This is a genomic window from Pseudomonas sp. GD04058 (assembly GCF_029836855.1).
GTDB lineage: Bacteria > Pseudomonadota > Gammaproteobacteria > Pseudomonadales > Pseudomonadaceae > Aquipseudomonas > Aquipseudomonas bharatica.
On sequence record NZ_JAOECN010000005.1, the window covers coordinates 59,392 to 85,237 of the forward strand.

A 25,846-nucleotide genomic window follows, 5' to 3' on the forward strand; every position below is an offset into this window, starting at 1 on the left:
TGCGTCTGACGGCACTCCTTGCGCAAATGTAATGCTTCACCCTCTTCCGTCGGTTCCAACACATTCCATTACATTTGCCTGGTCCGCCCGGTGTAAAGTCCGCCAATTCCACTTGAGAAGCATTCCGATGTCCGTCCCCGAGCATATCCTGATCGTCGATGACGACGCCGAGATCCGCCAGTTGCTCTCCACCTACCTGGAGGAAGCCGGGTTTCGCACTTCGATAGCGGCCGATGGTCGGGAAATGCGCCGGCGTCTCGATGACCAGTTGATCGACCTGGTGGTGCTCGACCTTATGCTTCCCGGCGAGGATGGCTTGAGCCTGTGTCGCGACCTGCGGGTGCGCAGCAACATACCGGTGATCATGCTCACCGCCCGGGGCACCCTGGTGGACCGCATCGTCGGCCTGGAAATGGGCGCCGACGACTACCTCGGCAAACCTTTCGATCCCCGTGAACTGCTGGCCAGGATCAAGGTGGTGTTGCGCCGTACCAATGCGTTTCCGCAGCGGGCGCGGATGGACGATGTTCGTTACCTGGCCTTTGCCGGCTGGCAGCTGGATACCAGCAACCGCCAGTTGCGCTCGCCGCAGGGTCTGGTGATCAGCCTTGGCAGCTCGGATTTCCGCCTGTTGCGTCTGCTGTTGCAGCACCCGAACCGACCGCTGAGCCGTGATTTCCTGCTCAACCATGTGTTCGATCGCGAACGCACGCCCTACGACCGCAGCATCGACGTGTGCATCAGCCGCCTGCGCCAGCACTTCAACGACGACGCCCGCCAGGGCGGCGCGCTGATCCGCACGGTACGCAACGAGGGCTACATGCTGAGCGTGGACAAGGTTGTCAGCGAATGAGGCAGTTATGGCCGCGTTCGCTGCAAGGTCGCCTGGTGCTGATCCTGGTGGGCGGCATGCTGGTCTCGCAGTTGCTGACCAGCAGCATCTGGCACGAGGTGCGCCAGACCCAGGTCCTGGAAATCCCCCTGCGCCTTGCGGCCGGGCGTATCGCCGATGTGTTGCAGGTGGCGCGGCAGCATCCGCAGCAACTGGAGGCGGTACTCGACGGTTTCGAATCTTCGCGCTGGCAGCGCCTGGAAGAAGTACCGGACCAGGCCGATATCGACCCCCTGTATGAAACCCTGCTGCGCCGGCTGGTCGCCGAACGCCTGGGCCAGCCGGCATCGATCCATGTGCTGGGCCTGGAGTTGCTGGCAGCCAATGACACCCCGGCAGGCCCATCGACCCTGTTCGACGGCGAGCAGGCCCGGGTGCGCCTGCGCTTCTCCATGCATATCCCGGACGGCCGCACCCTGTATTTCCAGGCCACGGAAAGCCAGGGCTGGAGTAGCGGCTCGATCAGTTCGCTGGTGTTCGACTACATCCTGCGCATCTACCTGGTGCGGATTCTCGCGGTAGTGCTGGTGGCCCTGCTCGCCGTGCGCCTGGCCCTGCGTCCGCTCAAGCAGATGGCCGCTGCGGCCGAGGCACTGGGGCGGGATATCCATCGCCCGCCGCTGAGCCTGGATGGACCGCAGGAAGTGCGGCAGGCGGCGCAGGCCTTCAATGCCATGCAGCGCCGGCTGATCGACAGCATCGCCGAGCGCACGCGGTTCTTTGCCGCTGTGTCCCATGATCTGCGCACGCCGATCACCCGCATGCGCCTGCGGGCGGAGATGCTGCCGGAAGAGCACCTGCGCCAGCGTTTTCGCGATGACCTGGGGCATATGCAGGAGATGGTCACGGCCAGTCTCGATTTCCTGCGCAATGCCGAGCTGGAGCCTGCGCGGGAGCCGGTGGCGATCGATGCGTTATTGCAGGGGTTGCAGGCGGATTTCGAGGATCTGGGCGGGGAACTGCGAATTCATGGCAGCGCCCGGCCGTTGCTGGCCCACCCGGGAGGACTGAGGCGCTGTTTGCAGAACCTGCTGGACAACGCCCGCAGGCATGCGCCGGGGCCGGTGGATATCGAGGTGGTCGATGAGGCGCAGCGGTTGTTGATCAAGGTCGGCGATCGTGGGCCGGGGATCGGGGCGGAACATCGCCGGCGGGTGTTCGAGCATTTCTACCAGGTGGATCCGTCGCGCAGCAGTGGCGGTCACGGACTGGGGTTGAGCATTGCGGCGAATATCGCCCGTGGACATGGCGGGTCGCTGGAAATGGCGGAGCGGCAGGGTGGTGGGCTTTGGGTAATACTGGAATTGCCGCGCTGATTTTCCGGGCCTCATCGCTGGCAAGCCAGCTCCCACAGGTTCTCTGTGCGCCTGAGTGGGAGCTGGCTTGCCAGCGATGAGGCCTTGGAAAACACCGCAGGATCCGGCTTAATGCCCACCTCCTCACCCGGGCACACCCATGCTTTCCAGCTGGCGCATCCACATCCTCCTGCTCGCAGGCTTCGCAGTGCTGTTCAACCTGCTGGCCATGCCGCTCGACCGTGCCCTGCGCCGTGCCAGCCCGATCGATGAGTCGCTGATCCTCGGCAGCTTCTGCACCCTCCACGGCGTGCAGAGCCTGCCCAACTCCCTGCTGGCCGAGCTCAAGGCCCAATTGCCCGACCTCGGCGAGCAATCGTCCGGCAAAGTGCAAAGCGGTGATTGCTGCTGCGGCCATGCCGGCCAGTCCGCCTTGCCGGGCGACTATTTCAGGCATCTGTTCCCGCGCTACTGGCCTGAAAGCCTGCTGCTCGGCCAGAACCCTCCGTTGCCCTTGCCCCGGGAGCAATGGCCAAGACTCAACCCCCGCGCCTCCCCCGCTTTCCTTGCCGTGATCTGACATCGCCCGCGCCCGGACGGCGCGTGCCTCTCGAATCCGTACAGGAAGCTTTTGCATGTTTCGCCTGACCTCCCTGGCGCTGCTGATCGGCGGCGCCTCGACCTGCGTCCTTGCCCAGGACGCCAGCCTCACCCTGCCTGCCAGCACCATTTCCGCCGAGGGCGAGGTGCCTGCCGAAGGTACCCGCCTCAACCTCGACAAGCCCGCTGAAGCCGGTTCGCGCCTGAACCTGACGCCACGGGAAAATCCTGCCTCGGTCGCCGTCGCCGATCGCGCCACCATGGAGCGCATCGGCGCGCGCACCTTCCAGGACGCGGCCAATGCCCTGCCGGGGGTGAACGCTTCGGCGCCGCCCGGCTGGGGCGGCTATGTGTCCTATCGCGGCTTCAACGGTGCGCAGATCGCCCAGTTGTTCAACGGCATCAATCTGCAATACGGCGCCGCCGCACGCCCCGTGGGCGCGTGGATCTATGACCGCGTCGAACTGCTCGGCGGCCCTTCGTCCTTCCTTAACGGCAGCGGCGCGGTGGGCGGCAGCCTGAACATGGTGACCCGGCTGGCCGACCGGAGCGAAGACCGCGTCGAAGGCCGTATCAGCTACGGTCGCTACGACACCCTAGAAACCGCCTTTGGCATCAACCAGGCGCTCAACGAAGGCGACGGCCCGCGCCACTATGCCCGCCTCGACTACAGCCGCACGGGCAGCAACGGCTACATCGACCGCCAGGAAAACAACGCGGGCAACCTGGCTTTCTCCCTGCTCAGCGACTTCAACGAGCGGCTGTCCCACACCCTGGCCATCGAGTACCTGGAAGAACAGGAAGACAGCCCCTACTGGGGCTCGCCGGTGCTGCGCCCGCTGAGCGGCGAGCTGCATATCGACCGGCACGATCGCTTCGCCAACTACAACGTCGAGGACGGCCGCTACGAGCAGCGTACCCGCTGGCTGCGTTCCATCACCGAGTACCGCTTCGATGACGCGACCCGGCTGCGCAACACCTTCTACCACTACAACGGCCAGCGCGATTACCGCAACCTCGAGGTCTACCGCTACACCGCCGATAACAGCGCGGTGCTGCGTTCCGGAGGCTATCGCCAGCGGCACGACCAGGAGGTCAATGGCAACCGCCTGGAACTGACCCGTCAGGACCAGCTATTCGGCTTGCCCAGCGACTGGGCTTTCGGCCTGGACTACAACCGCAACCAGCAGACCAACTACCCGCTGTCCATCGGTGGCACCTTCGACACGGTGACGCCGGGCAACTACCAGCCCGGACATTTCCTCGATATACCCGGCATGGCTGCGCCCCGGCGCAAGGGCCGCAGCACCTGGACCGACACCCGTTCGGCCTTCGTCGAAAACCGTACCCGCCTTAGCGAACGCCTGGCCTTGGTCAGCGCCCTGCGCTACGACCACCTGGACTTCGAAGTGCGCGACCATGTCGTCGGCACTGGCCTGGAGCGGCGCTGGGATGCCCTGACCGGCCGCCTCGGCCTGGTCTATGACCTGAGCGAAAGCCTCAGCCTTTACAGCCAGTTCAGCACCTCGGCCGAACCACCGGGCGGCACCCTGACCAGCGCCTCCATCGCCCAGGTCCGTGATATGGACCTGAGCAGCGGCCGGCAGATCGAGGCGGGCAGCAAGTTCGACTTCCTCGACGGCCGCGGCAGCGCCACGGCGGCGGTGTATCGCATCGTGCGCAAGAATATCTCGGTGCCCTCCTCGACCCTGGCCAACGTCACTGAGCAGGCCGGGCAACAGACCTCCACCGGGGTCGAACTGGCGGCCTCGTTCAAGATCACCCCGCAACTGCTGGCGGCGGGCAACTTCGCCTGGGTGCGGGCGGAGTACAACGAGTTCAACGAGAGCGTGGCTGGCGTGGTGTATTCACGGGAAGGCAAGACGCCGGTGAACATCCCCGAGCGCACCGCCAACCTGTGGCTGACCTGGGATTTCGCCCCGGGCTGGCAGGTAGGGGCCGACGCGCGCTATGTGGCGTCAGTGTATGCCGACACGGCGAACAGCATGTGGGTGCCGTCCTACACCCTGTACGGGTTGTCCATGAGCCACGACCTGGACCGGCACACCAAGGTCAGTGCACGCCTGCGCAACCTGACCGACGAGGTGTACGCGCGGTTTATCCACCAGAGCAATACCCAGTACTACCTGGGTGAGCCGAGAAGTCTTGAGGTGGCGGTGGACTGGCGGTTCTGAGCAGAGGGATTCAGAACGCGGGACGGTTTTCCGGGGATGTGTCAGGACCGACAAAGGTGAAAAAGCTGGCTACAGTCATTTTGATATCACTCAGTCGTCCTACGGATTCACGGAGGAACCATGCACGCAAAGCATCTGATGGCCTTGATCACCCTGGGTGCGGCCCTTATAGGCTGCACTTCCACGGAACGGGTCATGACGCCCTATGAAGAAGAACTGGCCGTCGATAGTCCGAACGCGGTGAATTTTCATAGCATGCTGTATTTCCCTTCTGGAACAGCGTTGCACTACCCGGGCTATGTGGTGGCACTGGAGAAAAGTCCGCAGGCCATCATCGGGGGCCCAAAATTCAATCCACGAGCTTCATTTCTCGATGCCAATGCCTCGTACTTCAAGGGCGAAGATGGCAGCTACAACACTACCCGCGAACATATCGAACGTTTCCAGGGCTCGGACTGGAAGGCCATGTTCGTGTCACACATCCTGAAGAACGATATTTACCAGGACACCAGCGTCAGTTACTTCGCCAAGAGTCATTGTTTCGTCTACAACGCCTACGCGGCACGGCGCTTGGCCGGCACGAGCACCGACCATGATTTGCGCAAAATCAGCGATTGGAACGCCTGTAAAACATCAATGAATCTGGAGGAGCATCCGGTCAGGCTCAATCAACTCTACGAATACGGCAGGCCTGCCCTCGATGCCCTGCAACTGAACCTGATACAGGATCTGCGTGGTGACCGTTATACCCACGTACTGATCGTGGTAATGGGTTGGAACACTGCCCAGGATGAGGCGATCCGCAATATCAACGACATCACCGGCAACCTGATGGCCGCAGCCGAAGAAGCCCGCGGCGCGCAAATCAACGACCTGGCCACCAGCCCGAAGCCCGAGAAAGTTTCCAAGAGCCGTTTCCGGCCACTGGTGATCGGGGTGACCTGGCCTTCGTTCTGGACCAATTCGTTTACCAATTTCTTCAGCTACGGAAACAAGGCGAACGACGCCGACGAAATCGGGCTGTCCTGGCTCAATAAGTTGATCAACCAGACCGTACCCAACGCCCTCGACGCGTCCGGGAGCCAGGCCCGGGTCGTCGCCATCGGCCACAGCTTCGGTGCCCGGGCCATGACCCGGGCCTTGTTCAGCTCGCCCGCACTGGATCCGGGTTCGGATGGCCCCAAAAGCCGTGTCGACCTGGCGATCGGTCTGCAAGGCGCCGTCAGCATCAATCGCTTCATGCCGGGAAAAGGTATCGAGGGCGCGCCGTACCGCGACTTCGCAAAACTCGGCAAGACCCATATTGCCCTGACCGCGTCGCAATATGACGGCGCTGCCGGAGGCCGGGTGTTCTGGTACGACCCGTCCGGCTCGATCAAGTCCTGGCACCTGGCCTGCGACGGCCGCGATGCCCAGATGGCCGCGACCTTCGACTGCCTTAACGCCAGCGATACCTCGGCATCGCCCGGAGGTGGCTTCAGCCTTTGCAAGGCCGGCGACGACCGCTGCAGCACGACGCCGGTCAGCCAGGGCAAGGTCAGCTATATCGACGCCTCGAACGGGATTACCCAGTTCAACTCGCCCGGCTCCGGCGGTGGCGCGCACAGCGATATCTACCGCTTGCCCATGGGCAGGCTGTTATGGCGGCTCGTGGAGGAGTACGCTCTGGCGCCATGAACAAGATCGACCACTACCTCCAGGCCGCCGTGCGCGACAACACGCGGCGCAGCTACCGCGCCGCCGTCGAGCATTTCGAGGTGACCTGGGGCGGCTTCCTGCCGGCCACGGCAGACAGCATCGCCCGCTACCTGGCTGATTTCGCCGCGGAGCATTCGCTCAACACCCTGCGCCAACGCCTGGCGGCGCTGGGGCAATGGCATGTCAGCCAGGGTTTTCCCGACCCGACCAAGGCGCCGCTGGTACGACAGATGCTCAAGGGTATACGTGCCATGCACCCGGTGCAGGAGCGCCAGGCCACGGCACTGACCCTGGAGCATCTGCAGCGCACCATCAGCCATCTTGAACAGCAGGCGCTGTTTGCCCAGCGTGAGCACTGCCTGCCCGACCTGCTGCGCGCGCGGCGTGATGCAGCGCTGCTGCTGATCGGTTTCTGGCGCGGATTCCGTGGCGACGAGCTGGCGCGGCTGCGGGTCGAGCATATCCAGGCCCTGGCCGGTGGCGGCATGCAGCTGTACCTGCCACAGAGCAAGGGCGATCGCCAGGGGCGCGGCGTTACCCATCGGATGCCGGCATTGAAGAGCCTATGCCCGGTACAGGCGTATCTGGAGTGGATCACGGTAGCCGGGATCGCCCGTGGGCCGGTGTTCCGCAAGCTGGACCGCTGGGGCAATCTTGGTGAGGAGGCGCTGAACAGCGGAAGCCTGATTGCCCTGCTGCGCCGGATCTTCGCCGGCGCCGGATTGCCGGCCGAAACCTACAGCGCCCACTCGCTGCGACGCGGCTTTGCCACCTGGGCCAGCAGCAACGGCTGGGATACCAAGGCGCTGATGAGCCATGTGGGCTGGCGGGATGTGAAGTCGGCGCTGCGCTATGTGGATGCCAGCGCTTCGTTCGGGGAGCTGGCCTTGCCGGTACCCTCTGAGCCAAAACAGATCAATTGAACCTGCCGGCCTCATCGCTGGCAAGCCAGCTCCCACAGGGACCGCGTGCACCGCCGAACCCTGTGGAAGCCGGCTTGCCGGCGATGAAGGCACCCACAGGTTCAGCGGGGGTCAGCGACCTGCCACAAACGCACGATATCGCCGGCCCGTTCCGCCAGTAATTGCGCGGCATTGCCACACGCCTGCTGCAAGGTCATCGGCCCGTTGGCGATGGCGAAGGCGGCATCGATGCCATGGCCGTACAACGCTTGGTAACCCTCACCCAGCGTTCCGGCCAGCACCACCACCGGCACACCATGGCGCTTGGCGATCCGCGCGACGCCGAACGGCGTCTTTCCGCGCAGGGTCTGGGCATCGAACCGGCCTTCGCCGGTAATCACCAGGTCAGCGCCCTGCACCGCCGCCTCCAGACCGGCCAGTTCGGCCACTACTTCGATTCCCGGACGGAACTGCGCATCGAAAAACGCCTTGGCCGCGAAACCCATGCCGCCTGCAGCACCGCACCCGGGGAAGTCACGCACATCACGGCCCAGCAATTGTGCGCAGTGATCGGCGAAATGCCCCAGCGCGTGGTCCAGCAGTTGCACCTGCTCGGGGCTGGCGCCCTTTTGCGGGCCAAAGATCGCCGAGGCGCCGTTGCTGCCGCACAGCGGGTTGTCGACATCGGCGGCGACCTCCAGGCGTACCCCGGCCAGGCGCGGATCGAGCTGGCTGGCATCGATACGGCCGACATTGCACAGCGCCAGGCCGCCTTCTTCCAGTTCCGCACCCTGGGCGTCGTAGGTGCGCAAGCCAAGGGCACGTAGCATGCCGCTGCCAGCATCGTTTGTAGCGCTGCCGCCAATGGCCAGGATGATCCGCTCGGCACCGGCGTCCAGCGCTGCGCCGATCAATTGACCGGTGCCGTAGGTGCTCGTGCGGCAGGCATCGCGCGCGCTCGGTTCGAGCAGTTGCAGACCGCTGGCCTGGGCCATCTCGATGATCGCGGTACGGGACTCGGCGAGCCAGCCCCAGTGGGCAGTCACTTCGCGGCCCAGCGGACCGCGCACGCTCAGGCGGCGTTGCTCACCGTGGCAGGCCGCGACGATCGCTTCCATGGTGCCCTCACCGCCGTCGGCCATGGGGCAGCAGACTACCTCGGCATGCGGCAATACCCCGTCAATGCCCTGGGCGATGGCCGCGGCAACCCCCTCGGCGCTGAGGCTGTCCTTGAACGAGTCGGGGGCGATGACGATCTTCATGTGGGGCTCCTGTTGCAGATGCCTGCATGCTGCCAGTTGTCAGGCTGGCTCGCTTCTGTCGCCTGCACAAGTCGGGGTGTGGGTTGTTTGGTCAGTTGGACAATGCAGCGGGACCTGTGGGAGCTGGCTTGCCAGCGATGAGGCCCTTAAGAACGACAACTATTCGGCAGGCAACAACTGCAACCCGAGGTACAGACTCAACATCCCCTCCAGTCTCAACGGATCCACCCCGCTCAACTCACCGATCCGTTCCAGCCGGTACCTCAGGCTGTTGCGATGGATGCCCAGCGCCTCGGCACACGCCTGGCTCTGTCCGTCATGGCTGCACCAGGCGCGTAGGGTGGCCAGCAGTTGCCCGCTGACATCCTTGGCACGAATGCGCTGCAAAGGTTCGAGCAACTCGTCCAGGGCGTCATCCTGGCGATGACGCCAAAGCAGGGCCGGCAGGCGATAGCGGCTCAGGCTCAGCAACTGTTCACCGGGCAGCACCTCTCGCCCGTAGGCCAGCAGGTCGCGCACCCGGCGATAGCCCCGGCGCAGCTTTTCTACGCTGTCCGCAACCCCGCCCAGCGCCAGGCGCTGCACCTGCCAGCCCTGGATGCGCAAGCGCTCCAGCAGCCTGGCTTCGTCCAGCGCCAGTCCGGCAGGGCGACACCAGAGCAGCGAATGACGCGCCGGGCTGACGCACCAGCTGTCCGGGTAGCGCTGCATCAACCACACCGCCAGGGCCTCCGCGCCCTGCCCTTCATCCAGTTCGAACAGGCACGGCACTCGCGGCAGCTGCGGCTTGAGGCCCAACTGCCGGGCTTCATCCACCAGGCGCGGGGCATCGCCACTGCCGCCCAGCAGCAGGGCCAGCAGATCGTCGCAGCGCTGCCGCCGCCATTGCTGCTCCACCTGGAGGTGACGCTGGGCCAGGAGCATTTCCGCGGTCATCCGTACCAGTTCGGCATAGGTGCGCAGTTGCGCAGGCTCCCCGGTGATGCCGAGCACGCCGATCAGCCGGCCATCGAGCATCAACGGCAGGTTGACGCCGGGCTGCACGCCCTTCAGGCACTTGGCCGCTTCACTGTCGATCTCGACGATGCGCTCGTTGGCCAGCACCAGTTGCGCGCCTTCGTGGCGGGTGTTGATGCGCTGGGCCTCGCCGCTGCCTAGAATCAAGCCCTGGCTGTCCATGACGTTGACGTTCCAGGGGAGGATGGCCATCGCCCGGTCGACGATATCCTGCGCCAGGTCATGGTCCAGTTCGAACATTGGGGGTTCCTTGCAGGTCCACAGGTTGGTCGGCGGCACAGCCAGGCGCCGCGAATGCTGTGCAAAAGCACAAAGACAGGCATCCCGCGCTCGTCGAGACTTTTCACCAGCGCCCGCCTCGACGCGGGATGCCGCACAACCATAACAACAGAGAGAGAATCATGTCATCCAGCCCTGCCCCTGACCAAGGCCACGGCATCGACCGCGACGCGCTGTACCGGCGCATCACCCTGCGGTTGATCCCGTTCATTTTCGTCTGCTACCTGTTCAACTATCTCGACCGGGTCAACGTCGGCTTCGCCAAGTTGCAGATGCTCGACGCGCTGAACTTCAGCGAGACCATCTACGGCCTCGGCGCCGGGATCTTCTTCATCGGCTACGTGCTCTGCGGCCTGCCCAGCAACCTGGCGCTGAACAAATTCGGCCCGCGGCGCTGGATCGCGCTGATGATGATCACCTGGGGCACGCTCTCCACCTGCCTGCTGTTCGTCACCACGCCGACCCAGTTCTACGTGCTGCGCCTGTTCACCGGTGCCGCCGAGGCCGGCTTCTTCCCCGGGATCGTGCTGTACCTCTCGCAGTGGTTCCCCGGCCAGCGGCGCGGGCGGATCATGGCGCTGTTCATGTCGGCCATCCCGGTGTCGGGGTTGCTTGGCGGGCCCTTCTCCGGCTGGATCCTTAACCATTTCGCGGCCGGGCAAGGCGGCCTGGCCGGCTGGCAGTGGATGTTCCTGATCCAGGGCTTGCCGACGGTGGTGCTGGGGTGCCTGGCCGTGTTCCTGCTCAGCGACAGCTTTGCCAAGGCCGGCTGGCTCAGCGCAGCCGAGCGCCAGGCGGTGGCCGATGACCTTGCCGCCGATGCCGCCGGCAAGCCGAAGACCGTCAGCGACAGCTTGCTTTCGGTGCTGACCAACCCGCTGATCTGGACCTTCGGTTTCGTGTATTTCTGCATCCAAAGCGGCGTCTACGCCATCAACTTCTGGCTGCCCTCGATCATCAAGAACCTCGGTTTCAGCGACGCCCTGCTGATCGGCTGGCTGAGCGCCATTCCTTACCTGCTGGCGGGCGTGTTCATGCTGCTGGTGGGCCGCTCGGCAGACCTGCGCAACGAACGGCGCTGGCACTTGGTGGTACCGATGCTGATGGGCGCCCTCGGCCTGCTGATCGCGGTGAACTTCGCCCATAGCCCGGTGATCGCCATTCTCGGCCTGAGCATCGCGACCATGGGCGCACTGACCGGACTGCCGATGTTCTGGCCGATGCCGACCGCGCTGCTGACTGCCGGAACCGCGGTGGCTGGCCTGGCGATCATCAACTCGGTCGGGCAGATGGCCGGCTTCCTCAGCCCCTACCTGGTGGGCTTCATCAAGGACCAGACCGGCTCGACCGATGCCGCGCTGTATTCGCTGGCGGGGTTGATCGTGTTTGGTAGCCTGGTGGCGTTGCGGGTTTCGCGGCAGCGTTGAGTCATCAAGCCTGTTGGGGGCTGGGCGGGCCTCATCGCTGGCAAGCCAGCTCCCACAGGGTTCAGCGGTGACACCACAAATTTGCAGTCAGCCTTTCCCACCTGTACAAAAGTCCCTTCCACCTGACGCGAAGGGATTTCCGACCATGATCTACCGTCCACTGGGCCGCAGCGGCCTGCAAGTCTCCGCCCTGACCCTGGGCAGCATGATGTTCGGCGAGCAGACCAGCACCGAAGAATCGCTGCGCATCATCGACAAGGCCTGGGACCAGGGCATCAACTTCATCGACACCGCCGACGTCTACAACGGCGGGCGCTCGGAAGAGATCGTCGGCGAAGGCATCGCCGCCCACCGTCATGACTGGATCCTCGCGACCAAGGTCGGCTACGGCCCGGCGGACGGGGTGCCGAACCGCAGTGGTCTGTCGCGCAAGCACATCTTCAATGCCATCGAAGCCAGCCTGACCCGCCTGGGTACCGACTACATCGACATCTATTACCTGCACCGCGAAGACCACGCCACCCCGCTGGACGTCACGGTCTCGGCCATCGGCGAGCTGCTGCGCCAAGGCAAGATCCGCCATTGGGGCGTGTCCAACTTCCGCGGCTGGCGCATCGCCGAAATCTGCAACCTGGCCGAACGCCTCGGCGTGCCGAAGCCGGTGGTCAGCCAGCCGCTGTACAACATCGTCAACCGCCAGGCCGAACCGGAACAATTGACGGCTGCGGCGTACCACGGCCTCGGCGTGGTGCCCTTCAGCCCCTTGGCCCGCGGGGTACTCAGCGGCAAGTACGCACCCAACGTCGAACCCGAGGCCGGCAGCCGCGCAGCGCGCCAGGACAAGCGCATCCTCGAGGTGGAATGGCGCGCCGAGTCCCTGGCCATCGCCCAGAAGATCCACGCCTATACCGAAGCCAAGGGCGTGGGCATGGTCGAGTTCGCCATCGCCTGGGTGCTGAACAACCAGTCGGTCAGCTCGGCCATCGTCGGCCCGCGCACCGAGGCGCAGTGGGACACCTACGGCGGCGCGTTGCAGGTGAAGATCAGCGCCGAGGACGAAGCCTTCATCGATTCCCTGGTCACCCCGGGCCATGCCTCGACCCCGGGCTTCAACGATGTCGCCCACTTCGTCAGCGGGCGTGCAGCACGCTGAGTTCGTTACCGAGCAGGTGGCTGATGGCGGCCTTTAGCTTCATCGGCCGCACCGGCTTGTGCATCAGGGTATGGCCCAGCTCGCGCACCTGCTGCTTCAATTCGTTGCTGTAGTTGGCGGTGATCATCAGCGCCGGCAGGGGTGAGACCCGCCGCGCGTTGATCGCCGCCACCGCGTCCAGGCCATTGCGATCGTTGTCCAGGTGATAGTCGACGATCAGCAACCCGGTTTCCTGCGCGGGCAACTGTCCGGCCAGTTCCTCTTCGTTCAGCGCGGTATTGACCCGGCAGCCCCACTGCTCCAGCAAGGTCCGCATGCCGGCGCAGATCGCCGCATCGTTATCCAGCACCCAGATCCGCGCCCCTTCCAGACGCTCCAGCGACGGCATCGGCTCCGGCACCGTGACCAGGGCCTGGGGCGGCTGGCGGCTGAGCGGCACCTCGATGGCGAACACCGAGCCCTTGCCCGGCGTCGAGCGCAACTGGATGCGATGGCCGAGAATCCCGGCAATCTTCTCGACGATGGCCAGGCCTAGCCCCAGGCCCCGGTCCTGGTCGGGCCGCTGGGAGTCGCCGCGCTTGAACTCCTGGAAGATTTCCTCGCGCTTGTCCGGGGCGATGCCGATGCCGGTGTCCCAGACTTCGATCCACAGGCGCCCCGCCCGGCGCCGGCAGCCCAGCAGCAGGCGCCCGCTCGGTGTGTAGCGAATGGCATTGCTCAGCAGGTTGCGCAGGATCCGCGCTAGCAGTTGCATATCGCTGCGCACCCGCAGGCGGGTCGGCACATAGTCCAGGCGCAGGCCCTCGCTGGCGGCGGTGGCGGAATATTCAGCGGCGAGATTGTCGAGCAGGTCGCTGACGGCGAAGGTGGCGATATCGGCCTTGATCACCCCGGCGTCCAGCTTGGAAATATCCACCAGGGTGCCGAGCAGGCTTTCTACATCGTCGAGCGCATTGCTGACGTTGCGCACCAGCGCCGGGCTGTCGCTCTGCTCCTGCAAGGCGCTGGTGAACAGGCGTGCGGCGTTCAGCGGCTGCAGCAGGTCATGGCTGACGGCGGCAAGGAACTTGGTTTTCGACAGGTTGGCCTGCTCGGCTTCCTGCTTGGCATCGCGCAGCCGCGACTCGGCACGGCGGCGCTCCTCGATCTCGCGCAGCAACTGCTGGTTGAGCTGGGTCAGCTCGGCGGTGCGCTCGCGTACCCGCAGCTCCAGGTGTTGGTAGGCCTGGTGCAGCGCCTCGGCGGTCCGCCGGCGCTCGGTGATATCGCGGATCATCACGAAGATCCCCACCACCTCGCCGCTGGGCAGGCGATTGGGCACATAGGAGCGCAGCATGTAGCGTTCCTGGCCATGGGCGTTGGTTTCGGCGAACTCGAAGGTCACGGCCTCGCCGGCCAGGGCCTGGGCGATATAGCTTTCCAGGCGCTGGTAATGCTCGGCGCTGTGCACGTCGCGCAGGCGCTGGCCGAGCATCGCCTCGTGGGGCCAGCAATACCATTGTTCATAGACCTTGTTGGTGAACTCATAGACCAGGTCGGCATTCAGGTAGGCGATCAGCGCCGGCACCTGGTCGGTGATCAGGCGTATCCAGCGCTCGCTCTCGCTCAGCGCTTCGGCATGCTGGTAGCGCTCGGTGATGTCGGTGAAGGTATTGACGAAGCCACCGGTGGGCAGCGGGTGCGTGCGGATCTCCAGCATGCGCCCGTCATACAGGCGTTGCTCCAGCTCGCGCAGCGGCCGGCCGTTGGCATCGCGGCTGGCGGGGGTCAGCAGGTCCAGCTCGCTGTCGCCGATGACGTCGGCAAACTGTCGGTGCGCGGCGATGGGCGCCAGGCCGCTGAGTTCGAGAAAACGCCGGTTCCACAGCTCAAGCACGCCATCGGCATTGACCATGGCAACGCCCTGGGACAGGTTGTCCACGGCACGTTGCAGCAAGTGCGACTTCTGCGCCACGGCCTGCTCGCGGCGCTGGGTTTCGCTGTGCTTGACCTCGGTGATATCGGTCAGCAACACCACGCGCCCGCCGCCTTGGGTCGGGCGTTCGGAAACCTGCAGCCAGCGGCCGTCACGCAACCGGTAAAGCAGGTTTTCGTCGTTGATGCTGCGCGGCTCCTCGGTAAACAAGCCGGTACGCAGCATCAACCGGCGCACCTCCGAAAGGTGCATGCCGCTGATGATACGGATCCGGCTATTGGCCCAGAGCGCCTTGAAACGCTGGTTGAACAAGACGATGCGCAGGTCGGCGTCGAACAGCACGAAGGCATCCGAGATGCTCTCGATCGCATCCACCAGGTATTGATGAGCGGTTTCCGCGCGGTGGCGGGCGTCGCTGAGCAGGTGGTTGCTCGCCTTCAATTCGGCCATGGCCTGGTTCAGCGCGTCGGTGCGCTCGCGCACCTGCTCGGCCAGCACCACCGAGTGCTGGAACGCCGCATAGGAATCGTCAGGGCGCGCCGCACCGGATTCCAGGCGCTCGATCAGCGCTGCGTTGATCCGGCCGAGCTTGTGGTTTTCATGACGCAGTTGCGCGATCAGCGCCTGGGCTTCAGTCGAATCGGCGGGCACGGGAACGTCCGATGGCAACGCCGGTGAAGGTCTGGTTGATGTGCATGCCATTGAACTGTTCCCCGTAGGTGTTGAACCCCACCACCGCATGCCGGCGCAGGATCGCTTCGACCTGGGCTTTTTCCGGCTGGCCTTCCAGCTCCAGGCGGCGCAGGAAACAGTCGCAGCCGATGGTCAGGACCAGCGTGCCAAGCCGCTCGCAAAGGCCGTCGAACAGCGCGTTCAAATTGGGCACCAGCGGCCCCGGATGCATGGCGGTAAGGACGATGCCGTTTTCCACGGCGCAATAGAAACTCAGGCTCAGGTCGTCGTGGACCTGCTGGATCGCCCGCACGTAGTAGCGCTCGTTGATGCGCACCGCCAGCGGATGGGCAGCGAAGGTGCGCTGGTCGATCTGCGCCACTGGCACGCCGAGCAACTGTGCATAGGCCAGGGCGGCGGGCTCGGCATTGAGTTCGTAGACCCGGCGCAGGGCGCGGTCGGCGCGGGTTACCACGAGCTTTTCCTCGCGGGGCTGGATGTGATGGGTGGTGAACACCTCGAAGTCCAGCCAGGTGTTGACCAGCAGCACCACCGCCGCACCGCTGTGGAAGGCGCCGTCGTAGTAGACGTGGGTATGGTCCAGGTAGTTGTCGTCGCCGGCCGAGCCGCCGAAATGGGGAATATCGCCAAGGGCCGCGTTAAGGGCGGCAAGCAGCATTTCCTCGCGGCTCGACAGGCCATCGAGCAGGGTCAGGGCGAAGCTGTGGCCCTTGATCGGCGCCAGGGTGTTGCCGCGGCATTCGTTGACCAGGCGCTCGACGCAGCGCTGGGCGTCGATCAGGGTGAAATCGTGGATCGGCGCGATCAGCTCGGCGGCGATGGAGAAATGCCGGTGATCGAAACCCAGGGCAGTGATGCACCCGCGACCATAGCCTTCCGGGGTGATTTCCCCGGCGCTGGTGCAACCGGCCAGGCGGATCCCGCCGAGGCTTTGCTGCAGGGCCTCGGCCAGGGCTGGAAGGTCGTACTCGGCGGAGCAGAAGAACAGCACGAAGCCCAGGTGCGGGTGCATCAGTTGCCGGGCGAGGTCCTGGGCGGCCTCTTCGGCGACCACGGCGCGGGACACGGCACTGAGAACGCCTTCGGCGTTGGACTGCGGCATGGCAGCCTCCAGCGTTTTAATGGATGTATGGCGCAATTCTAGGGGGCGGCGGGAGGGGCTCGAATGCTACTTGGGTAGTGGGTGGTGGTGGCATTGGTTGTAGATTGTGAATGTGTGGTGTTGCTGATGGCCCTATCGCTGGCAAGCCAGCTCCCACAGGTCCAGCGGTGCACGCGGTCACTGTGGGAGCTGGCTTGCCAGCGATAGGGCCCGAAAGGCCACCGCAAGACAGGGCTCTTGAGCCGGCAGGATGCGCCTTGCCGACCGAAAGGCCCCGCCCAGCGATGGTGGGGTTCACCAGGTGAGCACGGCACCCAGGGCCAGGGTGTCGGTGTCTTCGTTCTGTGCATCGCCGTGATGGCCGTCGATCTCGAACTGGTTGTACTCGGCCACCAGCTTGAGGTTGTCGTTGATGTCGTGGAACAACGCGATGCCGCGGGTTTCATAGTCCGCGCCGGTGTTCACCGCGCCGTTGCCGTCGTCCTTGGTCTTGCCATAGGACAGCGCCAGGCGGTTCTTGCCGAACTTGTACGAGCCCTGCACCAGGTAGCCCTTGCTGTCCACCTCGCGCAGGGTCGCTTCGCCGGCATTGTTGGTGAAGAACGGGTTGATGCCCTTGGCGGTGAAACCCGAGCCGGTCAGGGAGAAGGCGCCCATCTTGGCCTGCACGCCATAGCCCAAGCCCTTGGAGGTGACGCTGTCGACGTTGTGGTCGGTGTTGTCGGAGGTCTGGTAGCTGCCGTTGATCCAGCTATAGATCTGCGCGCCACCAAGGTCGAACTGGTAGGTGATCTCGCTCTCGGTACGCGGGTTCTTCTGGTAGGCCTTGCCCACCGCGCTGTCGTCGTTGGTGTCCACCGGGTCGAGGACGCCCACGGCGATGCGCAGGCCATCCATCACCGGGGTGCGGTAGGTGATTTGCGCCGACGGGAACGGGTACGGATAACCGCTGCCGATGTTGCCGAACGACACCCCGCCGCCATCCACCAGGCCCAGGGTGTCGCTGACCTGCCCGTAGCCGGCCAGCAGTTCGTCGAGCAGGATGTTGGAGCGGGCGAACAGGCCGAAGTCCTTGCCGATCAGCACTTCGCCCCACTCGGGATTGGCTACGGTGCCGTAGAACTGGCGCACGTCGATGGCGGTGTCGGTGCCGTTCTGCTCGCTATCGTTGATGGTGACCCAGAACGAGGCGCGGCCGCCGAGCTTGAGGTCGCCCATCTGCTTGGTCATGTTGAAGCCGAGGGTGTTGGGCAGGAAGCCCATCTTGATCCGCGATTGACGGCGGTCGTACTGCTCGCCGGCGCGGTCGATATCGCTGTTGACGTAGAAGGCGTTGACGTAGCCATCGGTGGAGAAAGTCGTTTCATCCTTGTCGTACAGCATGATTTCCGCCTGGGCCAGCGGGGCGAGCCCGACGCTGGCGAGGCCGGCCAACAGCGGCAGGAAACGGGCATTGGCATTCTTATTGTTGTGCATGACGCTCTCCGCGAACGGTGGGGACGGTTGTCGGAGCCGATTATCGAAAGCCCGGACGCCCTGCCCTACGCTGCCTTGGACGCGGATTCGCGGTGCTTTGGCCGCGGCCATGGGCCGGGCGGTCGAGGGAACTAAGCCCCTGTGCGGGCGGGTCACAAGGCTAAAGTGTCGAGTGCGGGGCCCAAGGTCGGGGTTGCCCATGCAAATTTGCAGATTGGCCTTGCAGTTTTGTCGATTGAGCTTGGCAAATTTGCACTGCTACGATCCGGGCGATCCTTGGCCAACATTCCACGCCTCGATAATTCATGTGGAAAATCAATAACAAAGCAGGGAGACAGCGATGACTGCGCCAGCTTCGACTACCGATACTTCTCACGCGCAAACCGCTCAGGTCCTTTCCGAAGTCCGCAACCATATCGGCCACTTGACCCTCAACCGCCCCGCCGGCCTCAACGCCCTTACCCTGCAGATGGTCCGCGACCTGCGCCGGCACCTGGAGGCCTGGGCGGCGGATGCCGATATCCATGCCGTGGTCTTGCGCGGCGAAGGCCCGAAGGGCTTCTGCGCCGGCGGCGATATCCGCTCGCTGTACGACAGCTACAAGAGCGGTGCCACCCTGCACCATGATTTCTTCGTCGAGGAGTACGACCTCGACCTGTTCATTCATCACTACCGCAAGCCCATCGTCTGCCTGATGGACGGTTTTACCCTGGGTGGCGGCATGGGCCTGGCCCAGGGCGCCGAACTGCGCGTGGTCACCGAGCGCAGCCGCTTGGCCATGCCGGAGGTGGGCATCGGTTACTTCCCGGATGTCGGCGGCAGCTACTTCCTCTCGCGGGTGCCGGGTGAACTGGGCACCTACCTGGGCGTGACCGGTGTGCAAATCCAGGCCGCGGACGCGCTGTATTGCGGGCTGGCCGACTGGTACCTGGAGAGCGACAAACTGGACGATCTGGACCGGGCGCTCGATCGGTTGAGCTGGGGTGAATACCCACTGAAGGACCTGCAAGGCGCCCTCGCCCGCCTCGGTAGCCAGACCCTGGCCAACCCGCCATTGGCCGACCTGCGCCCGGCCATCGATCACTTCTTCGCCTTGGCCGATATCGCCGGCATTCTCGAGCAATTGCGCACGGTGAACGTCGCCGACAGCCATGAATGGGCGCTGAAAACCGCCGACCTGATGGAAAGCCGCTCGCCGCTGGGCATGGCGGTCACCCTTGAGCTGCTGCGCCGCGGGCGCGGCCTGTCGCTGGAGGACTGCTTCAGGATGGAGCTGCACCTGGACCAGCAGTGGTTCGAGCATGGCGACCTGATGGAGGGCGTGCGCGCCCTGCTCATCGACAAGGACAAACAGCCGCGCTGGAACCCACCGACCGTCGCAGGCCTGGACCGCCAGCGCGTCGACCAATTCTTCGAAGGCCTCTGAGAGCCGGAGCACCGCTATGCAAGACCTGGAACTGACTGAAGAACAGACCATGATCCGCGACATGGCCCGCGACTTCGCCCGCAACGAAATCGCGCCCCATGCCCAGGCCTGGGAAAAGGCCGGCTGGATCGACAACGAGGTGGTGCGCAAGATGGGCGAGCTGGGCCTGCTCGGCATGGTCGCGCCGGAAGAATGGGGCGGCAGCTACACCGACTACGTGGCCTATGCCCTGGCCGTGGAAGAAATCGCCGCCGGTGACGGTGCCACCGGGGCGATGATGAGCATTCACAACTCGGTGGGCTGTGGCCCGCTGCTGGCCTACGGCAACGCTGAACAGCAACAGGCCTGGCTGCCGCGCCTGGCCAGCGGCGAAGTGATCGGCTGCTTTTGCCTCACCGAACCGCAGGCCGGCTCCGAAGCGCACAACCTGCGCACCCGTGCCGAACTGCAGGACGGCCACTGGGTGATCAATGGTGCCAAGCAGTTCGTCAGCAACGCCCGCCGCGCCGGCCTGGCCATCGTCTTCGCCGTAACCGACCCGGAACTGGGCAAGAAAGGCCTGTCGGCGTTCCTGGTACCCACTGACAACCCCGGCTTCGTGGTCGATCGCAGCGAGCACAAGATGGGCATCAAGGCGTCCGACACCTGCGCCGTGACCCTGAACGACTGCCGGATCCCCGAGGCCAACCTGCTGGGCGAGCGCGGCAAGGGCCTGGCCATCGCCCTGTCCAACCTCGAAGGCGGGCGCATCGGTATCGCCGCCCAGGCGCTGGGCATCGCCCGCGCCGCCTTCGAAGCGGCACTGGTGTACTCCCGCGAGCGCATCCAGTTCGGCAAGCCGATCAACGAACACCAGAGCATCGCCAACCTGCTGGCGGACATGCAGGTGCAGATCAATGCCGCACGCCTGCTGATCCTCCACGCCGCACGCTTGCGCACGGCCGGCAAACCGTGCCTGAGCGAAGCCTCGCAAGCCAAGCTGTTCGCCTCGGAAATGGCCGAGCGGGTGTGCTCCATGGCGATCCAGGTGCATGGCGGGTACGGGTATCTGGAGGATTACCCGGTGGAGAAGTATTACCGGGATGCGCGGATCACGCAGATCTACGAGGGCTCCAGCGAGATCCAGCGCATGTTGATTGCCCGGGAATTGAGGAACTATCCGTTGTAAGTGCGGCTCCCACAGGTTCAGGTCGCTGCGAACCCTGTGGGAGCTGGCTTGCCAGCGATGAGGCCTCCAGCTACCCCACCTTCCTGGTCGTGCACCGCTCAGTCAGCATCGCGGCCAGTGAACGTCACCCGCGCGGTTCCCTTTGGCGGGGCGATGACACCGTAAACGTTCTGGGTACCGTGGCAGATGACCCGCACATGGGTCGCCTGGAAGGACTGCGGTACGTTGAAGTGGAAGCGGTTTAATTCATTAGTGTTCAAACGGGTGCCGTGAAGCACGAAGTACAGACGTTCGTTCTTGGCATTACTGATCCACGCATAGCATCGAGCGGCGTCAACCTCCGCAGCGCTGGCAGCCGGATGAACAACCCCGTAGGCGCAATGCAGGGCTGGGTAAGCGATTCCGGCCCGCTGCAGGTCGGGATCGTAGAAGCCAACCAGCGTAGTGGCTGGCACACCGATCTGCTGCGGGTGGCCAGCGACATGCTCGGGAAAGTCGTCATACGGCTCCCAGGCCCTGCCATCCGAGACGAAATTCAGCACATCGCCCTTTTTCAGTTGCAGGGTGGTGCCGTTTAAATGAAGCGTGGTCTCGTAGGTTGCCTGGTGAATGATGCGCACGCCTTTCCCTCGATTGGCGGTTTCCGGAATGGGCAGGAAGATCTCTGCAGCCCAATGCCCGTCGAAAATATCCACTTCCACCCGCTGGAAACTTCTCAGCAATGGCATAAGCCCGCCCTGACCCGCCTCTTCGGGGGCGGCACGATACAACTCGCCCCACTCGACCATGTTTTTGCGGCCTTCATCCCACTTCATATAGCCGGTCGAGGATGTCTTGCTGAACACCGCCTTGCCCTCGATGAAGCCCTGCGCGATCTTCATGCTGTACGGGGTGAGCATGGTGTAGCGGTTGGTGTCAGGGTACAGCGGGTAACCGTCCGCCATGGTGTCCTTGCCGAAGGAATGGCCATGGAAGGGCTGTTCACATCGGCCACTCTGGCACGTCGGCACGCCGGTTATGGCTTTTTCGAAATTGGGCAGGAAGACGTTCCTGTCGCTGTCCCAGCCCCAAGTCGAATTCGGTGAAAAGGCGGCGCGGTGGATGGACCCATCGAAGCCGCCGGGGTAGTGATTGATTCCGAAGTTATGCCCTAGCTCATGGCTGAACTCGTTCCCGTCGCAACCATACAGCGTCACGATGCTGCCTCCACCGGAAAGACCGTGCACTACACGGCCATTGCTGTAGTTGCCCACCGAGCTGTGCGCCGTCAGCTGCGCCACTACCCAATGTCGGTTGAGCCCGTCTTCGCCACTGCCGGGTGAGCTGTGCACGCCAACGGCCGCGTTATTGATTCCCAGGGAGATCAGCTCCTTGCCGATGCGTTGGCGCAGATCACCGCCATGCACATCGCCCTTTTCCGCGGAGTGGTCGGTGTAGTGGGTGCCGTCGGCCATTTCAATGACCTCGCAGTGCACCGGCTCGTACTGGTTGACGATCAGGCGAGAGCACGGAATGGTCTGGTAGTACTGGCGTTGCAGCTCATCGGTGAAATCATCGATGAACACGCGTTGGTTGGGAGTGAGCATGCCGATATCGATGGTGTTGAGCAGCAGCTCGCCAGCGGCGCCGACATCCGGGGAATAGCTGCCTTCACGTCCCAGTGCCTTGAAATCGAGCCTTAGACCCGGCATCACGAAGCGATCAGGCAGGAAGACGGACCAGTACCAACTGCTATAGACGATCCTGGCATACTCGTCATCGCTGGAGCGCTCGGTGACGGGCGGCACATATTCGGGCTTCCCCATCTGGAGTTCCTGATCACCGACCCACACTTGCACGCGGTCAACATAGAGGCCATCGAGGTTCGTCGGTTTGAACAACACCAAGGTATGGCGGTTCGCCACAAGCCGGGGTTTGAATTCGTCGGGAATCGGCTCGTTGGGCTGGGGCAGCGTCGAAGCCTGGGCGAAGACCACCGCCCCCTCGAGGTTGCCTCCGGTCAGGTTGTTTCGCGCTACGGCCTGGTTGAAATACAGCGGGGTCTTGACGGTAGACATGTTGATACGCCTCCTGGGCGGATAGGACGTCGAACGTGGTCAATCACAGTCAAAAAACCTCCCGGCTGGATCAGTCCCGGCCAGTGAACGTCACCCGCGCAATCCCCTCGGGCGGGTCTATCCCCCGCGAGGCGTTCTGGGTGTCGGCGCAGTAGACCGCGATGTAGGTGGCCTTGAACGCCTGCGGAATGTTCAGGTGCAGGCGGTTGAGTTCGCCCGGATTGACCCGGCTGTTGCGCAACGGGAAGTACAATCGCTCGTCTTGCGCATTGGTCACCATGGCATAGGCGTGCAACTTCAGGGAGATCTCCTCGGGAACGCCGGGATAGGTCATGCCCCAGGCACAATGCAACGCCGGGTAGATAATGCCGGCGCGCCCCAGCTCCGGATCGTAGTAGCCGAGCACAGTGGTGACCGGAACCCCCACCTGCTCCGGCTGGCCGGCGACGTTCACGGAGAAGTCCTCGACCCGGGTCCAGGTGCCGTCCATTTCGTAGTTCAGGAAATCGCCCTTTTTCACCGTTACGCGGGTGCCATTGACATGCAGCACGCTGTCGGCCGCCGCCGTGCTCAGGATGCGTACGCCCCGCAGCCTGTCGGTCGTCGCGGGCAGGTGGATGTCGGCGGCCCAGTGCCCCTCGCCCAGGTCTACCTCGATCCGTTTGAACCGCTTGAGCAGCTCGGTCATCGAGGCCAGGTCCAGTTCATCCACCCCGGCGCGGTGCAGTTCGCCCCACTGCAACATGGCCTTTTGCTGTTCGTTCCATTTCAAATGGCCGGTGGTCGAAGTGGTACTGAAGATTGCATTGTTCTCCAGATAGCTCTGGATGGTCTTCAGGCTCCAGGGGGTGAACTGGGTGTAGCGATTGACCGAGGGATAGTGGGCATAGCCACTGGACATGGAATCGCGACCGAACGGATGGCCATGGAATGGCGGCTCGCAGGTGCCACTCTGGCAGGTATCTTCACCGCTGCGGCTCTTGAGGAAATTGGGCACGAACACGTTCTTGTCGCTGTCCCAGCCCCAGGCCGAGTTGGTGCCCCGGGCTGCGCGATGCACCGAACCGGCGAAGCCGCCGGGATGATGGGACAGGCCATAGTGATGGCCGAATTCATGGCTCAGTTCGTTGCTGGCGATGTATCCCAGCGTCACCATCCCGCCGCCGCCCGAGCCGCCATGCATCACCACGCCGTTGCGGTAGTTGCCGACCGATGTGTGCGCCGTCACCAAGGCGATCACCATGTGCTTGTTCAGGCCGCTCTCGCCGCTGCCGGGCGAGGAATGAATGCCCTGGCTGGCATTGTTGATGCCCAGGCACACCAGTTCCTTGCCGATGCGCTGGCGCAGGTCACCAGCGTGCCAGGTGCCTTCATCCTGCGAGCGCTCCAGGTACAAGGTGCCGTCGGCCATCTCGATGAACTGGAAGTGCATCGGCTCGTACTGGTTGACGATCAGGCGGCTGCACGGAAGGGTCTGGAAGTACTCGCGATGCAGTTGGGTGATGAACTCGTCGGTAAACTTGCGCCGGTTCGGGGTGAGCATGCCGATATCGATGGTGTTGACCAGCATCTCGCCTGGCGCACCGACATCGGCGTCGGCGAAGGTCCCCGAGCTGGCCCCGGCCCTGAACACCAGGTCCATGCCGGCAACCACATGCTGCCAGGGCAGGACCGCGCTCCAGAAGTTCTCGCCGTAGACGATGCGGCCATACTCGGCGTCGCTGTCACGCTCGGCGATCGGCGGCAATTGCTCCGGCGGCGCCATGGCCAGGGTGAAGTTGCCGACACTCAGCTGGATACCCTCGGCAGCGTCAATGACACTGACGGGTTTGAACATCACCAGGGTATCGCGCAGGCCGGTCAGGCGCGGCTGCACATCGCCGGCAATCGGCGAACTGCGCGACGGCAGCACCGAGACCTGAGCGAACAGGACACTGCCCTTGAGCTCGCCGACCAGGTCGTTGCCCAGCTCGCGGTCGTTGAAATACAGCGGGGATTGGCTGCTGGACATGGTGACGGGCCTCGTGGAGGAAAGACATGGCTGTACGAGGCCCATTCGAACACCGGTGGGAAAAGCCAACAACTGACAGAAATATCAGGTACCCGGGCTCGGGATACCTGCTTCCTTTTGCCCGGGATCCTGCGCATGGTCAGCCTGTTCAACGCCGGCCCGACTGGTAATATCCCGCGCCAATGAACAAAGGCCCCGCCATGAACGGCGTCCCGGTTCCAGCCCGCCGGACGCCACTCGACACTGCGGGCCTCACTCCCCCGACAAAGGACTCCACCATGGCTCGCCTGGCCGTACTCGCCTTTGCAAGCGCACTCGCCCTCATCCCCACCCAACCGGCCCTGGCCGTGGATGCCAGTGCAGGCAGCTTCACCGTCACCCAGCGCTGCGAAGCCTTCCAGTCCTTCAAGAACCAGACCAATCCCGGAGGGGTGTCCGTGCAACCGGGACGCTCGTACGCCATTGCCGAGGTCAACCGCGAAGCCTACCAGTGGGTCCGGATCGATGTCGGCGGCGGCAGGAAGGACCTGCGCTGGGTCGCCGTCGAGTGCGGCCGGGTCGAGGGGCTGCAAATTGCCCAGCCAGGCGCGCGTGCCTGCAGCGTTGCCGACCAGTACGACAGCCACGTGCTGGCGCTAACCTGGCAGCCGGGGTTCTGCGAGCACGACCGCAACGGGCCGGGCAAGCCGGAATGCCAGGCCATGGGCAAAGGCGAGCTGAAGGTCGATCACTTCACCCTGCACGGCCTGTGGCCGAACAAGCAGGCCTGCGGCATCGACTACGGCAGTTGCGCCGGCCCGGCGCTGGAACTGGACCAGGCTACGGTGGACTACATCAAGCCGTGGATGCCCAACTTCCACTACGACACCCGGTTCGGCAACCACGAATGGAAGAAACACGGCGTCTGCCAGACCGCCATGGACGATGACCAATACTTCAGGCTCGCGGTGGACCTGGTGAAATCCTTCAACGACTCGCCCGCCGGCGCCTACATCCGCGAAAATGCCGGCGGCTCGGTGTCGAGGACGCAGTTCTATGAAAAGCTGGCGGACGAGCATGGCAACAAGGCCGCCGCCAACAACTTCCAGCTGATCTGCACAGGGGATTACCTGAAAGAGGTCCGGGTCGCGCTGCCCAGGGACTTCAAGGGCGAACGCAGCTTGAAGGGCGTGCTCGGCCAGGATTTCCTCGCCGAGCGCAGGAGCGCCCGCAGCGAGTGTCGTGGCGAGCGGATCCGGATCGAGGCCAGTGGGATGGCGGGGTAATGAGGTGCCGACG

At 64.2% G+C, this 25,846-nt stretch carries 18 protein-coding genes; 11 read left to right on the top strand and 7 right to left on the bottom strand.

The window, feature by feature from the left end:
- Positions 1-127: 127 nt before the first annotated feature.
- From N7650_RS06310 to N7650_RS06335, 6 genes are all read left to right on the top strand, one after another.
- Positions 128-853, top strand: coding sequence for a response regulator (locus N7650_RS06310; RefSeq protein WP_009408072.1), 726 nt, complete (start codon positions 128-130; stop codon positions 851-853).
- Positions 850-2,208 (top strand): ATP-binding protein, encoded by a 1,359-nt coding sequence (locus N7650_RS06315; protein WP_279897458.1) that lies wholly within the window; start codon positions 850-852, stop codon positions 2,206-2,208. Before N7650_RS06310 ends, N7650_RS06315 begins: the two co-directional genes overlap by 4 nt.
- 139 nt (positions 2,209-2,347) lie before the next feature.
- Positions 2,348-2,767, top strand: coding sequence for a DUF2946 family protein (locus tag N7650_RS06320; protein ID WP_009408008.1), 420 nt, complete (start codon positions 2,348-2,350; stop codon positions 2,765-2,767).
- Between the two features lie 55 nt (positions 2,768-2,822).
- Entirely contained in the window at positions 2,823-4,982 is a 2,160-nt protein-coding gene (locus N7650_RS06325; protein ID WP_279897459.1) for a TonB-dependent receptor, read from the top strand.
- Between the two features lie 120 nt (positions 4,983-5,102).
- Positions 5,103-6,659: an alpha/beta hydrolase gene (locus tag N7650_RS06330; protein WP_279897461.1), complete on the top strand. Its 1,557-nt coding sequence runs from the start codon at positions 5,103-5,105 to the stop codon at positions 6,657-6,659.
- Positions 6,656-7,603, top strand: a complete 948-nt coding sequence (locus N7650_RS06335; RefSeq protein WP_009408005.1) for a site-specific integrase — start codon at positions 6,656-6,658, stop codon at positions 7,601-7,603. Before N7650_RS06330 ends, N7650_RS06335 begins: the two co-directional genes overlap by 4 nt.
- A gap of 101 nt (positions 7,604-7,704) precedes the next feature.
- Here N7650_RS06335 and N7650_RS06340 read toward each other — a convergent pair whose 3' ends face one another.
- Positions 7,705-8,844, bottom strand: a complete 1,140-nt coding sequence (locus tag N7650_RS06340; RefSeq protein WP_279897463.1) for a glycerate kinase — start codon at positions 8,842-8,844, stop codon at positions 7,705-7,707.
- 159 nt (positions 8,845-9,003) lie between these two features.
- Positions 9,004-10,101 carry a sugar diacid recognition domain-containing protein gene (locus N7650_RS06345; RefSeq protein WP_064304544.1) on the bottom strand — a complete coding sequence of 366 codons (1,098 nt, stop codon included), beginning with the start codon at positions 10,099-10,101 and terminating at the stop codon, positions 9,004-9,006.
- A 161-nt stretch (positions 10,102-10,262) separates the two neighbouring features.
- On the opposite strand from N7650_RS06345, the gene N7650_RS06350 reads away from it, so the two are divergent.
- Together N7650_RS06350 and N7650_RS06355 are read left to right on the top strand one after the other, a co-directional pair.
- Entirely contained in the window at positions 10,263-11,567 is a 1,305-nt protein-coding gene (locus tag N7650_RS06350) for an MFS transporter (protein ID WP_009408002.1), read from the top strand.
- 145 nt (positions 11,568-11,712) lie between these two features.
- Entirely contained in the window at positions 11,713-12,720 is a 1,008-nt protein-coding gene (locus N7650_RS06355) for an aldo/keto reductase (RefSeq protein WP_279897465.1), read from the top strand.
- Here N7650_RS06355 and nahK read toward each other — a convergent pair.
- From nahK to N7650_RS06370, 3 genes are all read right to left on the bottom strand, one after another.
- Entirely contained in the window at positions 12,698-15,337 is a 2,640-nt protein-coding gene (gene nahK / locus N7650_RS06360; protein WP_279897467.1) for a hybrid sensor histidine kinase/response regulator NahK/ErcS', read from the bottom strand. The genes N7650_RS06355 and nahK overlap by 23 nt on opposite strands.
- The gene (gene nosP, locus N7650_RS06365) at positions 15,267-16,430 is read right to left on the bottom strand and encodes a nitric oxide-sensing protein NosP (protein WP_279897469.1); all 1,164 of its coding nucleotides are present in this window, start codon (positions 16,428-16,430) and stop codon (positions 15,267-15,269) included. Before nosP ends, nahK begins: the two co-directional genes overlap by 71 nt.
- A 294-nt stretch (positions 16,431-16,724) precedes the next feature.
- Complete coding sequence (locus tag N7650_RS06370; RefSeq protein ID WP_009407998.1) at positions 16,725-17,906, bottom strand: porin; 1,182 nt, start codon at positions 17,904-17,906, stop codon at positions 16,725-16,727.
- Positions 17,907-18,246: 340 nt separating this feature from the next.
- On the opposite strand from N7650_RS06370, the gene N7650_RS06375 reads away from it, so the two are divergent.
- Complete coding sequence (locus N7650_RS06375; RefSeq protein ID WP_279897470.1) at positions 18,247-19,332, top strand: enoyl-CoA hydratase/isomerase family protein; 1,086 nt, start codon at positions 18,247-18,249, stop codon at positions 19,330-19,332.
- A gap of 16 nt (positions 19,333-19,348) precedes the next feature.
- On the top strand, positions 19,349-20,500 hold the full coding sequence (locus N7650_RS06380) for an acyl-CoA dehydrogenase family protein (protein ID WP_064304550.1): 1,152 nt from the start codon (positions 19,349-19,351) through the stop codon (positions 20,498-20,500).
- Positions 20,501-20,598: 98 nt separating this feature from the next.
- Here the strand turns inward: N7650_RS06380 and N7650_RS06385 are convergent, their stop codons facing one another.
- Complete coding sequence (locus tag N7650_RS06385; protein WP_279897473.1) at positions 20,599-22,557, bottom strand: M66 family metalloprotease; 1,959 nt, start codon at positions 22,555-22,557, stop codon at positions 20,599-20,601.
- A 70-nt stretch (positions 22,558-22,627) separates the two neighbouring features.
- Positions 22,628-24,568: a M66 family metalloprotease gene (locus N7650_RS06390; protein ID WP_279897475.1), complete on the bottom strand. Its 1,941-nt coding sequence runs from the start codon at positions 24,566-24,568 to the stop codon at positions 22,628-22,630.
- A 278-nt stretch (positions 24,569-24,846) separates the two neighbouring features.
- Between N7650_RS06390 and N7650_RS06395 the strand changes: the two genes are divergently transcribed.
- Positions 24,847-25,833 (top strand): ribonuclease T(2), encoded by a 987-nt coding sequence (locus tag N7650_RS06395; RefSeq protein WP_279897476.1) that lies wholly within the window; start codon positions 24,847-24,849, stop codon positions 25,831-25,833.
- Positions 25,834-25,846 lie beyond the last annotated feature (13 nt).